The organism is Sphingomonas sp. PAMC26645 (genome assembly GCF_004795835.1).
Taxonomy (GTDB): Bacteria; Pseudomonadota; Alphaproteobacteria; order Sphingomonadales; family Sphingomonadaceae; genus Sphingomonas.
This window is the reverse complement of sequence record NZ_CP039249.1, coordinates 4187130-4200875: the sequence shown is the minus strand read 5'-3', so window position 1 is coordinate 4200875 and position 13746 is coordinate 4187130. Positions and strand designations below refer to the sequence as shown.

Here is a 13746-nt window from a genome sequence, read left to right as displayed (position 1 = left end):
TGGGCAAGGGGGCTAACCCACTAGCCTCACATCATCGCAGCAAGCATGTCCTTGATCGGCACGAACGCGAAGCCCACCGAGCTGTCCGCGATCCCGTACGGCATGAAGATCGTATCGCCATGCTTCAGCGCACCGCAGCTATAGACGACGTTGGGCACATACCCCTCGCGGTCCTGGTCCTTCGCGGCGAGGATCGGCTGGCTCGTCCGGCCGATCACCTTCGACGGGTCGTCCTTGTCGAGCAGCACCGCGCCGATCGAATACTTCCGCATCGCGCCGACGCCGTGCGTCAGCAGCAGCCAGCCCTCGTCGAGTTCGATCGGCGGACCGCAATTGCCGATCTGCACCAGCTCCCACGGATATTCGGGCGTCAGGATCTTCTCGCCGTCGTCCCAGTCGGTCAGCGTGTCCGACTTGAGCAGGAACAAATTCTCGCCGTCCTGCCGGCCGATCATCATGTACTGGCCGTTCACCTTCCGCGGAAACAGCGCCATGCCTTTGTTGCGCGCGGCGGGGCCGGTCATCGGCACGAGGTCGAACGCGCGGAAATCGCGCGTGCGCATCAGCTCGGACTGGATCACCGAGCCGTTGTAGGCGGTGTAGGTGCCGATCCACTCGTAGTCGCCGTCCTCGTGCTGGAAGCGGACGATGCGGAGATCCTCGAGGCCCTTCGACTGCGCCTGCGTGATCGGGAAGATCACCGTGCCGCTCAGCGTGCTGTCGCGGTGGCGATAGACGGTGACGGGGCCGATCGGCATCTCGTCCTCGCCGCTGCCGACCGCATCGGTCGCGGTCGCGAACGGGGGTTCGGGCGCGAGCTTCATCTGGTTTTCGCAGGTGATGATGCCCTCGCGGAACGCTACGGAGGAGATGTGACCCTCGCCGACCGCGCGCAGGCTCATCAGAATCCGCATCGAGCCCGGCGGCATGCCCGACTGGTCGAAATGCGGCACCGCGCTGGGGTTCATCAGCGCGGCGGCGGCATAGCTGTATTCGTGGCAGAAATACGCGCCGATCAACTGGCGCTTCTCGTCACCGATCTCTGCGCCGTTCAGCCCGAGCATATCCTCGATCTGGTCGTAGCGCGTCATGAACACGCGCCGCGTCTGCCAGTGGCGTGCCTCGAAATCCTTCAGCACGACCTCGAGCTGCGCGCGCGCCTGTGCTGGCGACATTTCCAGCACTTCGCCGACGAGCCGTTCGGTGCGGCTCGGTGCGCCGCCATGACCGCCCCAGGCGATATGGAACGGCCGCACGACGACACGCGAAGGGTCCGCGTGCAGCCGCAGCTGGTGGTTGAACAGATCCATCGTAGCAGTGCCCCGCGTCGTTCCACTCAGCGCACCGTCGCCTGTCAGGCTGTCTCTAGCGTGGCTAGGCGACGACGCGCGCCGCTCCTGCCACGCTTTGCGCTGCCTTTGATACCCCTGAAATGGCACAACTTGCGAGTTGGAGCGCCAAAATCGACTCGGCGCCTTGGTTTCGGTTAAGCCCGGTCGGCATCAAACCGTCATAGCAACCGCCATCCGCGACACTGGCCAACGGCAGGTCGAGGTCGTTAACGCCGAGGAACCAGCCGTACGCGCGTAACGCCTCGTCACGCCAGCGCACATCGCCGGTCGCGTCGTACGCTGCGGCGCATGCGTCGACCGTGGCTTGCGCCTCCAGCGGCTGCTGGTCGAACTGCAACGGTTCCGCATAAGGCCGGTTGAAGCTCTCCGACCCGACCGCGCGGAAACGACCCTCCGGCGAGGTTTGCTTGGCGACGATCCAGTCGAGCGTGGCGAGGCCACAATCGATCAGGTCCTGACGCCCCAGCGCCTGGCCTGCGCGGATCAGCGCCTGCGGGAGGCGCGTATTGTCGTAGGCGAGGACGATCTCGAACCACTGCCATTCCGGACGGCGCGCTTTCGCAAGCAGGTCGAGATGGACCTTGGGGAAGGCTTCGAGGATCGACAGCGACAGCTGGTGACCGGGCTTGGCCTCCAGCATTGCCGCCGCGCCGAGCATCGCGAACGCCTGCGCACGCAAGGAGCCGAGTTCGAGCGCCATCGATGCGGTCGAATCGAACATCGCCGTCGCCCAGTCGCGGTGCTTGGCGGCCTGCGCATCGCGTGCGGTAACGCCGAGCGACCAGAGCGTGCGGCCGTTCGAATCTTCCGACCCCGAATCCTCGCACCAGGTGCGGTCGAAGTTCATGAAGTTGCGGAAGCGGCGCGTGTCCGGGTTCCAGGCATACTGCACGAACGACGCGTAGATCGTCATCCACTTGTCGCGCGTCACGTCGTCGAGACCCGGCATCGCGCTCATCAGCATCAGCGCGCGGCAATTGTCGTCGATGCAGTAGCCGTGGCGACGATCAGGGATCGAGTAGATCGAATGCTGGAGCATCCCGGTCGAATCGCTCATCCGCTCGACCGCGGCGAAATCAGGCGTCAGCTGCTTCAGCGGGGCTGGCACCTTGGCGAGGCGAAAAGGGCGCGCCGCCACGATCGCACGGATCTCCGTCATCATCGCCTCGGCAAGCTTCGGCCAGATCATCGTGCGGCCGCGCGCATAGGCACGCTCGGCCAGACGATTGCGATCGCGGTCGTTCGACATCAGCGCGTCGATCTCGCGCGCGAACGCATCGACGTCGCCGAACGGGACGAGCACGCCGTGGCCATCCGCGAGGATCTCGGTCGCGTGCACGTACGGCGTCGAGATGACGGGCTTGCCGACCCCGATCGCGTAGCTGAGCGTGCCCGACGTGATCTGCGCGGGGTTGGTATAGGGCGTCACATAGACGTCCGACGCCTGCAGATAATCGAGCAGTTCGCCATGCTCGAGGAAGGCATCGACGAACGAGACGTTGTCGGCAACGCCCTTCTCGGCGGCGAGCGCCTTCAGCTTGTCGCGGTACTTCTCGCCCTCGTACGCGACGAGGTTCGGGTGGGTCGCGCCGAGCACGACGTACAGCAGGTCGGGATGCTTCGCGATCACCGCGGGGAGCGCGTTGATGACCGTCTCGATCCCCTTGTTGGGAGCGAGCAGGCCGAACGTCAGCATGACTTTCCGCCCTTCCCAGCCGAACTTGTCCTTCAGCACGGCGGGATCGAGCAGGTCGCGATCGGGCACGCCGTGCGGGATCATGACGATCTGGCGCGAGTTGGCACCGTAGACGCGCTGGAGGATGTCGCGGCCACGCTCGGCCATGACAACCACGCGGGCAGCACGACGCAGCAGCCCTTCGAGCACGCGGCGCTCGTCGCCATTGGGCTTTTCAAGGATCGTGTGCAGCGTGACGATGACCGGCAGCGTCGTGCGATCGAGCAGTGCGAGGATGTGCTCGCCGGCGGGGCCGCCGAAGATGCCGTATTCGTGCTGGAGCCAGATCGCCTGCGCGCCGCTCGCCTCGATCTTCCGCGCGGTGTCGATATAGGCCGACAGATCGGGCTCGGGGATCGTGCCGGTGACTTCGGCCGGGTAGTCGTATTTGCCGGGGTGATCGTCCATCGCATAGACGTCGACGGCGATCTCGGGGAAGCGCGCGCGCATGGCCGTGAAAACGTCGGTCGTGAAGGTGGCGATGCCACACTGTCTCGGCAGGAAATTACCGATCAGCGCCAGTCGCGCGATATTCTCACCGTCCGCCGGTTTCACCATACCCTGTCCCTCGTTTGAGCGCGCACTTCTGGGAGAACCCGGTCGCGCATCCATTTGAACGGTTCAGGTAGCATAAAGTTTCATCACATGATGCAGTGCAGCACGGGAATACTAACAACCCAGATCAAACCGGTTTTACGCGTGCCTCATCCGCGACCGCGATAGGAGGCGACTCCCTGGTCCGGCAGCCACAGATCTTGCGGCGGTGCACTCGATTGCCAGAACACGTCGATCGGGATTCCGCCGCGCGGATACCAGTAGCCGCCGATGCGCAGCCACACCGGTTTCATCTCCTCGAACAGGCGCTCGCCGATGCCGACGGTGCAATCCTCGTGGAACCCGGCATGGTTGCGGAAGCTGCTCAGGAAGAGTTTCAGCGACTTGGATTCAACGATCGCCTCGCCGGGGACGTAGTCGATCACGATGTGCGCGAAGTCGGGCTGGCCGGTGACGGGGCACAGCGACGTGAACTCGGGCGCCGCGAACCGCACGAGATACGTGCGACCCGGTCGCGGGTTCGGAACATAATCGAGCACGGCCTCTTCTGGAGAGGCGGGGAGGGCGCTGTTCTGGCCGAGATGCAATGGGTTCTGGGGAGCGGTCATGTGCCGCCATGTAGGATGCGATGACGCGCAAGAAAACCACACTCGTACCGATCCTCGGCGACCAGCTCACGATCGACCTCGCCTCGCTGCGCGACTGCGACCCGGCGGCGACGATCGTGCTGATGATGGAGGTCGACGAGGAGACGACCTACGTCCGCCACCACAAGCGCAAGATCGCGTATATCCTGTCGGCGATGCGGCATCATGCCGAGGCGCTGCGCGAGGCGGGGTGGACTGTCGAATACACTAGGCTCGACGACCCCGACAATGCGGGCAGCTTCACCGGCGAGATCGCGCGCGCGGTCGAGCGGCATGATCCGGAGCGGATCATCGTCACCGAGGGTGGCGAATGGCGCGTGATGGCGATGCTCGAAAGCTGGGAGACGCTGTTCGGCATCCCCGTCGAGATCCGCAGCGACGACCGCTTTATCGCCAGCCATGCCGATTTCGAGAATTGGGCGGCCGAGCGGAAGACGCTCACGATGGAGTGGTTCTATCGCCAGATGCGGACGCGCACCGGACTGTTGATGACCGCCGGCAAGCCCGAGGGCGATCGCTGGAATTTCGACAAGGAGAACCGCAAGCCCGCCAAGAACGACCTGCTGATGCCGCGCCCGCTAGTGTTCGCGCCGGATGCGATCACGCGCGACGTGCTGGCGCTGGTGGCGGAAAGGTTCGCGGATCATCCGGGGAGTCTCGACGGGTTCGAATACGCCGTGACCGCAAAGGATGCGGAGCGGCAGGCGGCGAATTTCTTCAAGCACGCGCTAGCGCAGTTCGGCGACTACGAGGATGCGATGCTCACCGGCGAGCGGCATCTGTGGCACTCGATCCTGTCGCCCTATATCAATTCGGGGCTGCTCGATCCGCTCGATTTGTGCCGTCGCGCGGAGGCGGAATATCGCGCCGGTCGTGCGCCGCTGAACGCGGTCGAGGGGTATATCCGCCAGATCATCGGCTGGCGCGAATATATGCGCGGGATCTACTGGCGCGAGGGACCGGAGTACGTCGAGCGCAACTTCCTCGATCATCACCGCGAACTCCCCGGCTGGTACTGGACCGGCGAGACCGACATGCACTGCCTGCGCGAGGCGATCGGCCAGACGCTGGAGACTGCGCACGCGCACCATATCCAGCGGCTGATGGTGACGGGCAATTTCGCGCTGCTGATCGGCGCGGACCCGGCCAAGGTGCACCTCTGGTATCTGGAGGTGTATGTCGACGCGTATGAATGGGTCGAGCTGCCCAACACGCTGGGGATGAGCCAGTTCGGGGATGGCGGCTTGTTGGGGTCTAAGCCGTATATCTCGTCGGGCGCGTATATCGACCGGATGTCCGATTATTGCGGGACATGCCGGTACAACGTGAAGCAGCGGATCGGGCCCGATGCGTGTCCGTTCAACGCGCTGTACTGGGATTTTCTCGCGCGGCACGAGGACAAGCTGGGGCGCAACAACCGGCTGGCGATGCCATATCGCAACTGGGCGAAACAGTCCGAGGCGGACCGTGAGGCGACGCGTGCGCAGGCGGCGGGGTTCCTCGCCTCCCTCGACGCGAGCGGCCCGGCTGGCTACTGACCGATCGAGCACAAGGAGCCGCATATGGACGCGTTGGTAAGCACCGAATGGCTGGCGAACGAACTGGGCGCGGCATCAGGCTTGGGCGATCTGCGGATCGTCGACGCGACCTACGCGGAAGGGCGCGATGCGGCGGTGGAGTATGAGGCGGCGCACATCCCCGGCGCGGTGTTCATGAACCTCAGCGAGTTGCGCGATACCGACAGCGACCTGCCCAACACGCTGCCCTCGGCGGAGAAGTTCGCGAGCCGGATGCAGACGCTGGGGCTCGGCGATGGCAGCCGGATCGTGCTGTACGACAGCTCGCCCTGGCACACGGCCGCGCGGGCGTGGTGGATGCTGCGGCTGTTCGGCGCGCACAACGTTGCGATCCTCGATGGTGGGCTCGCCAAATGGCAGGCCGAGGGGCGCGAGACCGCGACGGGGAAAGAAACGCCGCGGCATCGCCACTTCACGACCTGGGCGGACCTCCAGGGCGTGCGCGATCTCGACCAGATGAAGGCGAACGTCGAAAGCGGTGCGGAGCAGGTGCTCGACGCGCGGTCCGCGGCGCGCTTCACCGGCGCGGAGGAAGACCCGCGGCCGGGCACGGCACCGGGGCATATTCCGGGTTCGAAGAACCTGCCACAGGGCGCGGTGTTCAACGGCGACGGGACGTGGAAGACCGGCGATGCGCTGAAGGCCGAGTTCGACAAGGCCGGCGTCGACCTCTCGAAACCGCTCGTGATGACCTGCGGCTCGGGCATCACTGCATCGGTGCTCGCATTCGGCGCGCATCTGCTCGGTAGCGAGGCTGCGCTTTACGATGGCAGCTGGTCCGAATGGGGTGGCGATCCCTCGACACCCAAGGCGACAGGCACGGCATGAGCGACACGAACAAGCCGGTCGGCGACGCGACCAAGATCGTCCTCGCCGGTCGCCGCCCGGAATGGACTCAAGGCATCGTCAGCCCGCCGGTCTGGCGTGCCTCGACGATTCTGTACGACTCGGTCGGTCATCTCCGCGAGAGCGCCACGCGCGATACGCATCACCGGCTGTTCTACGGGCGCAAGGGCACGCCGACGCAGTGGAGCCTCGCCGATGCGCTGACCTCGCTCGAGCCCGGCGCGGAGGGGACGTTCCTCTATTGCTCGGGTGTCGCGGCGATCGCAGCGGCTCTGCTGTCGGTGCTGTCGCCCGGCGACGAACTGCTGCTGGTCGACAGCGCCTATGATCCGACGCGCGGCATGGCCGGCGGCCTGCTCAAGCGGTTCGGCATCACCACCCGCTATTACGACCCGATGATCGGTGCGGGCATCGCCGACCTGATCGGCGACAACACGCGGGCGATCTTCATGGAGAGCCCTGGTTCGCTGAGCTTCGAGGTGCAGGACGTTCCCGCCATCGTTGCCGCTGCGAAGGCGCGCGGCGTGACGACGTTGCTCGACAACACCTGGGCGACCCCATTGTTCTTCCCCGCGATCGAGCGCGGCGTCGACCTGACGATCCTCGCCGGCACGAAATACGTCGTCGGCCATTCGGACGTCATGCTCGGCTCGGTCACCGCCGCGCCCGGCCATTTCAAGAAACTGCGCGAGACGAGTTTCCAGCTCGGCCAGGTCGCCAGCCCCGACGATTGCTGGCTCGGCAGCCGTGGCCTGCGCACGATGGCGATCCGCCTCGCGCAGCATCAGTCGAGCGCGCTGACCATCGCGAGGTGGCTCCAAAGCCGCCCCGAAGTCGCGCAGGTCCTCCATCCCGCACTCCCCGACTGCCCCGGCCACGACCTGTTCGTCCGCGACTTCAAGGGCTCCAGCGGGCTCTTCTCGTTCGTCCTGAACGGCGGTGACGAAGCGTCCCGCGCCGCCCTGATCGACACGCTGCAACTGTTCGGCATCGGCTATAGCTGGGGCGGCTTCGAAAGCCTCGCCATCCCCGCCGACCCGCATCGCCACCGCAGCGTCACCAAGCGCGACGCCGCAGGCCCGATGGTCCGCCTCCAGATCGGCCTCGAAGACCCCGCCGACCTGATCGCCGATCTCGAAGCCGGGCTCGCGGCCTTCACCGCAGCGCGGACCTAGGCGATTTCCGACCAAGTCGCGCACGCGGGGGAGGCCACCGAAGCACCGATCTTCGCACCCGCGTTCCAAGCCGAACTCGAAACGCTGTTCCGCTGGCGCCGCGATGTCCGGCATTTTCGGCGCGACCCGCTGCCGACCGGGTTGCTCGACCGGTTGCTGGAGGTCGCCAACGCCTCGCCGTCGGTCGGACTCAGCCAACCCTGGCGGTTCGTCACGATCGATGACCCCGCCCGCCGCGCCGCAGTCCGCGCGGACTTCGAGGCGTGTAACGCGGCGGAGTTGACGACGCAGGAGGGGGAGAGGGCCGCTACCTACGCAGGGCTAAAGCTTGCCGGGCTCGAACGGGCGCCGTGCCACGTCGCGGTGTTCGTCGAACCCGATCCGGAGCAGGGCCACGGCCTCGGCCGCCGGACCATGCCCGAAGCCGTCGCGTATTCCGCCGTCATCGCGGTCCACACGCTGTGGCTCGCCGCTCGCGCACAGGGGATCGGCCTCGGCTGGGTCTCGATCCTCGACCCGTCGCGGATCCGTGCGATCCTCGACGTGCCGGAGATCTGGCAGCTCGTCGCATATCTCTGCATCGGCTATGCCGAGACCGACGCCGTCATCCCTGAACTCGAGCGCGAGGGTTGGGAAAACCGAAGCCCGATCAACGTCATAGCGCGCTGAACGCGCGTTGGATGCGACGGCTGCCTTTTAAATGAGTGTGGCGGTTGCGCAACATGCGCGCTGTCAAAGCCCGATTGTACGCAAGATTCGCTTGTGCGGCGCACCATGGGCTGTCATCGCGGTGTCACCGTTGGAAAGACCGCACTGGGGTTCGGCCCCGAAAGATGCGGCGTCCACGGATGCAGGGCGGACATCGACTTCCGGTATCGAAAGGGAAACGATGCGCTTCACCACACTTCTTCTCGGCGGCATTGCTTTGGCTGCCGCAACGCCAGCGTTCGCGCAGGATGCGGCCACGGCGCCCCCCAAGGAGGTCACCGTCTCGGGTTCGGTCGGGCTGACCAACGACTATCGCTTTCGCGGCGTGTCACAGTCGGACGAGAACCTCGCCGTCCAGGGCGGCATCACGATCGCGCACAAGAGCGGCATCTATATCGGCACCTGGGGTTCAAACCTCGCGGGCTGGGGTACGTTCGGCGGTTCCAACATGGAGCTCGATCTGATCGCCGGCTACAAGACGCCGATCGGTGGCGGCGGCGCGATCGACGTCGGCGCGACCTGGTACATGTATCCGGGCGGCTTCGACAACACCGACTTCATCGAGCCCTATGCCAAGCTGTCGGGCACCGTCGGCCCGGTCGCGTTGCTCGCGGGCGTCGCCTATGCGCCCAAGCAGCAGGCGCTCGGGCCTTGGTATGTCAACGGTACGTCGGCGGCGAACGGGGTGTACGACCGCGTCAACGCCAAGGACGACAATCTGTACCTCTGGGGCGATATCAGCAGCGGGATCCCCAACACTGGGCTGACCGTGAAGGCGCATGTCGGCCATTCGAACGGCAACAAGGGCCTCGGGCCGTTCGCGACCAGCGTGTCGCCGACCGGCGAGTATTGGGACTGGCTGTTCGGTGCGGACTACGTGATCCCGACGACCCCGCTGACGCTGGGCGTGGCGTATGTCGACACCGACATCTCGAAGCGCGAGTCGGCGTATCTCCAGCCGAGCTTCAGCCGTGGCCAGGACGGCACCGGTTCGATCGCCGGCGGCAAGGTGTTGGTGTCGCTGACCGCCGCGTTCTGATCGCTCTAAGGAGAGAGCGCCCCTGAACCTTGTTTCCCCGCGAAGGCGGGGACCCAGACTGGGCTCCCGCCTTCGCGGGAGAACAAGGAAGGGAAGCTAAGGCTTCCACTGGCATCTCCTGCTCTTCGAACCACATCGTCAGACACGAAAAAGGGCGGCCCCGCGAGGAGCCGCCCTTTTTCGTCAGCCGCTAGGACCAGATCAGTTCGCGGTAGTCTTCGCGTCCTGGCCGTCGCCCTCCGGCGCCGCGACGATGTCGCGCGTCGTCGAACCCTTGTCGACGACCGTCGTGCCGGGATCGCCTGCGCTGGAGCGGATGCCGGGATCGTCATTGTCGGCGCCCGCATCAGCGACGACGCCCGACTCGGCCGGGCTGCGCGTAGCGGCCCCACCGAACAGTGCGTCGAGCGTCTGCGCGTTGGCGGCGGTATCCTGCGGGCGGGCTGCGCCGGGCTGCGGCGGGACCAGCGCGAAATCGGGCGGAATCACCAGCGGCGCTTGGCGCGCGACCGCAAACTCGTCCGGGCGTGCGCGATCGAGGCTTCGGCCTGCCCCGCAACCACTGAGCAGCGCGACGCATGTGAGGCCGGCGGCCAGGGGTACGAACTTACGCATGGGAATTCTCCACAGGGGGCTTCTCGCGCACGAGGAGCGCCCGAACAAGCAGGACGAGCACGCCGACAGTAATCGCTGCATCGGCGACATTGAAGACCAAAAACGGACGCCACTCGCCGATATGCAGGTCGCAGAAATCGACGACGTAGCCGAGCCGGATCCGGTCGAGGATATTGCCGATCGCGCCGCCGAGTACGAAGCCCAGCGCGACCTGATCTGCGGGGTTCTTCTCGCGCGTCATCCACACCGCGACGCCGACCGCGATCGCGCCGGTCAGCAGCACCAGCGCCCATCGGGTCAGGTGTCCGTCGGCGGGGAGCAGCCCGAGCGAGATGCCGATGTTCGGCACGAAGCGCAGGTCGAAGAATGACGTGATCGTCTGCGACTCGCCGAGCGAATCGATCCCGAGCGGCTTGGTCACCGCCCATTTGCTGAGCTGGTCGGCCAGGAAGAGCGCGATCGCCGCGCCGAACCCGGCTTTTGGCAGGTTACGCATCGGCCACTACCTCGTCGCATCGGTTGCAGAGCTCGCCGTCGACCGTCACCTCGGGGAGGTGGCGCCAGCAGCGGCCGCATTTGTGGAAGTCAGTCCGCGTCACGGTGACCGCATCGCCCGGCGTGACCTTGGCGACGATGAACGCTTCGGCCAGTTCCGCAGCTTCAGTCGGCGCGAGAGGCGACATCGATTTGATCGTAACCTCTGCCTCCAAACTCGAACGCACGGTCTTTTCGCGACGCATGGGTTCGATGGCTTCGGTAACCGTTTCGCGAAGGGCACGGATTTGCGTCCACTTCTTCCCGACTTCGACGCCATCCTCCACCTCGGGCAGCGACGGCCATTCGAGGTAATGCACCGAGCTGTCATCGTTGGGAAAGCGTGACTGCCACACTTCTTCTGCGGTGAAGCAGAGGACGGGCGCGGCGTAGCGGACGAGCGCGTGGAACAGCACGTCGAGGACAGTGCGGTACGACCGGCGCTTGATGTCGCTCGGCGCATCGCAATAGAGCGAGTCCTTGCGGATATCGAAGAAGAACGCGGACAGGTCCTCGTTCGCGAAGTCGGTCAGCAGGCGCGTGTAGCGGTTGAACTCGTAGGCTTCGGCCGCCTGGCGCAGTTCGGTGTCGATCATGCCGAGGCGGTGGAGCACGTAGCGTTCCAGCTCGGGCATGTCGGACACGGCTACGCGCTCCGATTCGTCGAAGTCTTCGAGCGCGCCGAGCATGTAGCGGAACGTGTTGCGCAGCTTCCGGTATGCGTCGGAGGCGGTGGCGAGCACTTCCTTGCCGATCTTCACGTCGTCGAAATAGTCGGTTGAGGCGACCCACATGCGCAGGATGTCGGCGCCGGACTCGCCGATGATCTTGAGCGGATCGACGACGTTGCCGAGCGACTTCGACATCTTCCGGCCCTGGCCGTCGAGCGCGAAGCCGTGCGTCAGGACCGCGTCATACGGTGCGCGACCGCGCGTGCCGCAGCTTTCGAGCAGCGACGACTGGAACCAGCCGCGATGCTGGTCGGAGCCTTCGAGATATAAGTTCGCGCGCGTGCCTTCGCCGTAGCGTGCTTCGACCGTGAAGACGTGCGTGCAGCCGGAGTCGAACCAGACGTCGAGGATGTCCTTCACGACCTCATAGTCGGCGAGGTCGTAGTCGGGGCCGAGCAGCGCCTGGTGCCCGTCGGCATACCACGCGTCCGCGCCGTTCTCGCGGAAGGCTTCGACGATCCGCGCGTTGACGTTCGCGTCGTTGAGGTACTGGCCGGTGGCGCGGTCGACGAACAACGCGATCGGCACGCCCCAGGCGCGCTGGCGCGAGATGACCCAGTCGGGGCGGCCCTGCACCATCGACGTGATCCGGTTTTCCGCACGCGCGGGGATCCAGGTGGTGGCCGCGATCGCGTCGAGCGCGATCTCGCGGAGGGTAGCGCCGTTGCCACTTTCTGCTCCCCTCCCGCTTGCGGGAGGGGTCGGGGGAGGGGAGGCGTCGAGCGCAGCGTTTGCGACACTGCCCTCCCCTAACCCCTCCCGCAGGCGGGAGGGGGACTCTGTGTCGCTCCGGTCCATCGGGATGAACCATTGCGGGGTCGCGCGGAAGATCACTTTCGCCTTCGAGCGCCACGAATGCGGGTAGCTGTGCTTGAAGTTGTCGCTCGCCGCGAGCAACGCGCCGACCTCGCGTAGGTCGGTGCAGATCGGGCCGTCGGCGCTCACGAACTTCTTGTTGATGACGCTGCCCTGGCCGCCGAGCCACGCCCAGTCGGCGCGGTACATGCCGGCGCCGTCGATCGCGAAGACCGGGTCGATGCCGTATTGCTTGCAGAGTTCGAAATCGTCCTCGCCGTGGTCCGGCGCCATGTGGACGAGCCCGGTGCCTGCATCGGTCGTGACGAACTCGCCGGGGAGGAACGGGCGCGGCTTTGCGAAGAACCCGCCGAGTGCGTGCATCGGGTGGCGCGCGGTGGCATCGGCGAGGTCGGAGCCCTTGCCCCGCCAGATCACATTGCTGCTTGTGAAGCCCATGCGCTTCGCAACCAGCGGGAGGAGCCCCTCCGCGATCACCAACTTCTTGTTGATGACATTGCCGCCATTCTCGAACGACGCATCCGTTAGCTCGCGATCCCAGCTCGCTTCAACGGCAACATACTCGATCTCAGGCCCATAGCTCAGCGCCTGGTTCACCGGGATCGTCCAGGGCGTCGTCGTCCAGATCACCGCATAGGCGCCGACCAGTTCCGGCGCATTCGGCGCAGAGTCGATCTCGAACGCCACGTCGATCTGCGTGGAGACGATGTCCTCATACTCGACCTCGGCCTCGGCGAGCGCAGTCTTCTCGACCGGCGACCACATCACCGGCTTGGCGCCGCGGTACAGCTGGCCGCTCTCGGCGAACTTGAGCAACTCGCCGACGATTGCGGCTTCGGCCTCGTACTTCATCGTCAGATACGGATCGGCCCAGTCGCCCATCACGCCGAGCCGCTCGAACTCGGCCTTCTGGACGGCGACCCATTTCTCGGCATAGGCGCGGCATTCGGCGCGGAACTGGTCGACGGGGACGTCGTCCTTGTTGAGCTTCTTCGCGCGGTACGCTTCCTCGACCTTCCACTCGATCGGCAGGCCGTGGCAGTCCCAGCCGGGGACGTAGGGCGCGTCCTTGCCCATCAGCGACTGCGAGCGGACGATGATGTCCTTCAGGACCTTGTTCATCGCGTGGCCCATGTGGATGTCGCCGTTCGCGTAGGGCGGGCCGTCGTGCAGGATGAACCGCTCGCGCCCGAGCCGCTGTTCGCGCAACCGGTCGTAGATGCCGAGCTTGGCCCAGCGCTCGAGGATCGCCGGCTCCTTCGCGGCGAGGCCCGCCTTCATCGGGAAGTCGGTCTTCGGCAGGAAGACGGTATCGCGGTAATCGCGGGCGGGCGCAGGAGTATCGGTCATAAGTACGGCGCACTTAGCCGACAGGGCCGCACGTTGCCATCCCTCTCCCTCCGCGAGGAGGATGCG

Annotated in this window: 11 protein-coding genes; 5 read left to right on the top strand and 6 right to left on the bottom strand. The window is 65.8% G+C overall.

All coding sequences use genetic code 11. The features are described 5' to 3' along the window. Window positions 1–26 precede the first annotated feature (26 nt). From E5673_RS19175 to queF, 3 genes are all read right to left on the bottom strand, one after another. On the bottom strand, window positions 27–1310 hold the full coding sequence (locus E5673_RS19175; protein WP_136191220.1) for a glycoside hydrolase family 130 protein: 1284 nt from the start codon (window positions 1308–1310) through the stop codon (window positions 27–29). Window positions 1311–1374: 64 nt separating this feature from the next. Next, on the bottom strand, window positions 1375–3645 hold the full coding sequence (locus tag E5673_RS19170; RefSeq protein ID WP_136191219.1) for a glycosyltransferase family 4 protein: 2271 nt from the start codon (window positions 3643–3645) through the stop codon (window positions 1375–1377). Between the two features lie 146 nt (window positions 3646–3791). Then, a complete protein-coding gene (gene queF, locus E5673_RS19165; RefSeq protein WP_136191218.1) occupies window positions 3792–4250 on the bottom strand; it encodes a preQ(1) synthase in 459 nt (152 codons plus the stop codon). A 20-nt stretch (window positions 4251–4270) separates the two neighbouring features. Between queF and E5673_RS19160 the strand changes: the two genes are divergently transcribed. The 5 genes from E5673_RS19160 to E5673_RS19140 all read left to right on the top strand — a co-directional run bounded on the left by E5673_RS19160 (window position 4271) and on the right by E5673_RS19140 (window position 9634). After that, window positions 4271–5827, top strand: a complete 1557-nt coding sequence (locus E5673_RS19160) for a cryptochrome/photolyase family protein (protein WP_136191217.1) — start codon at window positions 4271–4273, stop codon at window positions 5825–5827. Between the two features lie 24 nt (window positions 5828–5851). Further along, window positions 5852–6694, top strand: a complete 843-nt coding sequence (locus tag E5673_RS19155; protein WP_136191216.1) for a sulfurtransferase — start codon at window positions 5852–5854, stop codon at window positions 6692–6694. After that, the gene (gene metC / locus E5673_RS19150; RefSeq protein WP_136191215.1) at window positions 6691–7887 is read left to right on the top strand and encodes a cystathionine beta-lyase; all 1197 of its coding nucleotides are present in this window, start codon (window positions 6691–6693) and stop codon (window positions 7885–7887) included. The genes E5673_RS19155 and metC overlap by 4 nt, the downstream gene beginning before the upstream one ends. A 3-nt stretch (window positions 7888–7890) precedes the next feature. Beyond that, the gene (gene bluB / locus E5673_RS19145) at window positions 7891–8556 is read left to right on the top strand and encodes a 5,6-dimethylbenzimidazole synthase (RefSeq protein ID WP_136191214.1); all 666 of its coding nucleotides are present in this window, start codon (window positions 7891–7893) and stop codon (window positions 8554–8556) included. A 220-nt stretch (window positions 8557–8776) separates the two neighbouring features. Beyond that, the gene (locus E5673_RS19140) at window positions 8777–9634 is read left to right on the top strand and encodes a TorF family putative porin (RefSeq protein ID WP_136191213.1); all 858 of its coding nucleotides are present in this window, start codon (window positions 8777–8779) and stop codon (window positions 9632–9634) included. Between the two features lie 201 nt (window positions 9635–9835). Here E5673_RS19140 and E5673_RS19135 read toward each other — a convergent pair whose 3' ends face one another. The 3 genes from E5673_RS19135 to ileS are packed head-to-tail and all read right to left on the bottom strand — an operon-like array spanning window position 9836 to window position 13680. Further along, a complete protein-coding gene (locus E5673_RS19135; protein WP_136191212.1) occupies window positions 9836–10249 on the bottom strand; it encodes a DUF3035 domain-containing protein in 414 nt (137 codons plus the stop codon). After that, window positions 10242–10745 carry a signal peptidase II gene (gene lspA, locus E5673_RS19130; RefSeq protein WP_056489618.1) on the bottom strand — a complete coding sequence of 168 codons (504 nt, stop codon included), beginning with the start codon at window positions 10743–10745 and terminating at the stop codon, window positions 10242–10244. The genes E5673_RS19135 and lspA overlap by 8 nt, the downstream gene beginning before the upstream one ends. Continuing rightward, window positions 10738–13680: an isoleucine--tRNA ligase gene (ileS, locus tag E5673_RS19125; RefSeq protein ID WP_136191211.1), complete on the bottom strand. Its 2943-nt coding sequence runs from the start codon at window positions 13678–13680 to the stop codon at window positions 10738–10740. The genes lspA and ileS overlap by 8 nt, the downstream gene beginning before the upstream one ends. Window positions 13681–13746 lie beyond the last annotated feature (66 nt).

Bases quoted from the DNA above. Each gene is read 5' to 3' on its own strand.
- E5673_RS19155 (WP_136191216.1), top strand. From the start codon at position 5,852: ATGGACGCGTTGGTAAGCACCGAATGGCTGGCGAACGAACTGGGCGCG.
- E5673_RS19170 (WP_136191219.1), bottom strand. From the start codon at position 3,645: ATGGTGAAACCGGCGGACGGTGAGAATATCGCGCGACTGGCGCTGATC.
- metC (WP_136191215.1), top strand. From the start codon at position 6,691: ATGAGCGACACGAACAAGCCGGTCGGCGACGCGACCAAGATCGTCCTC.
- E5673_RS19140 (WP_136191213.1), top strand. From the start codon at position 8,777: ATGCGCTTCACCACACTTCTTCTCGGCGGCATTGCTTTGGCTGCCGCA.
- lspA (WP_056489618.1), bottom strand. From the start codon at position 10,745: ATGCGTAACCTGCCAAAAGCCGGGTTCGGCGCGGCGATCGCGCTCTTC.
- E5673_RS19135 (WP_136191212.1), bottom strand. From the start codon at position 10,249: ATGCGTAAGTTCGTACCCCTGGCCGCCGGCCTCACATGCGTCGCGCTG.
- ileS (WP_136191211.1), bottom strand. From the start codon at position 13,680: ATGACCGATACTCCTGCGCCCGCCCGCGATTACCGCGATACCGTCTTC.
- E5673_RS19160 (WP_136191217.1), top strand. From the start codon at position 4,271: ATGACGCGCAAGAAAACCACACTCGTACCGATCCTCGGCGACCAGCTC.
- E5673_RS19175 (WP_136191220.1), bottom strand. From the start codon at position 1,310: ATGGATCTGTTCAACCACCAGCTGCGGCTGCACGCGGACCCTTCGCGT.
- queF (WP_136191218.1), bottom strand. From the start codon at position 4,250: ATGACCGCTCCCCAGAACCCATTGCATCTCGGCCAGAACAGCGCCCTC.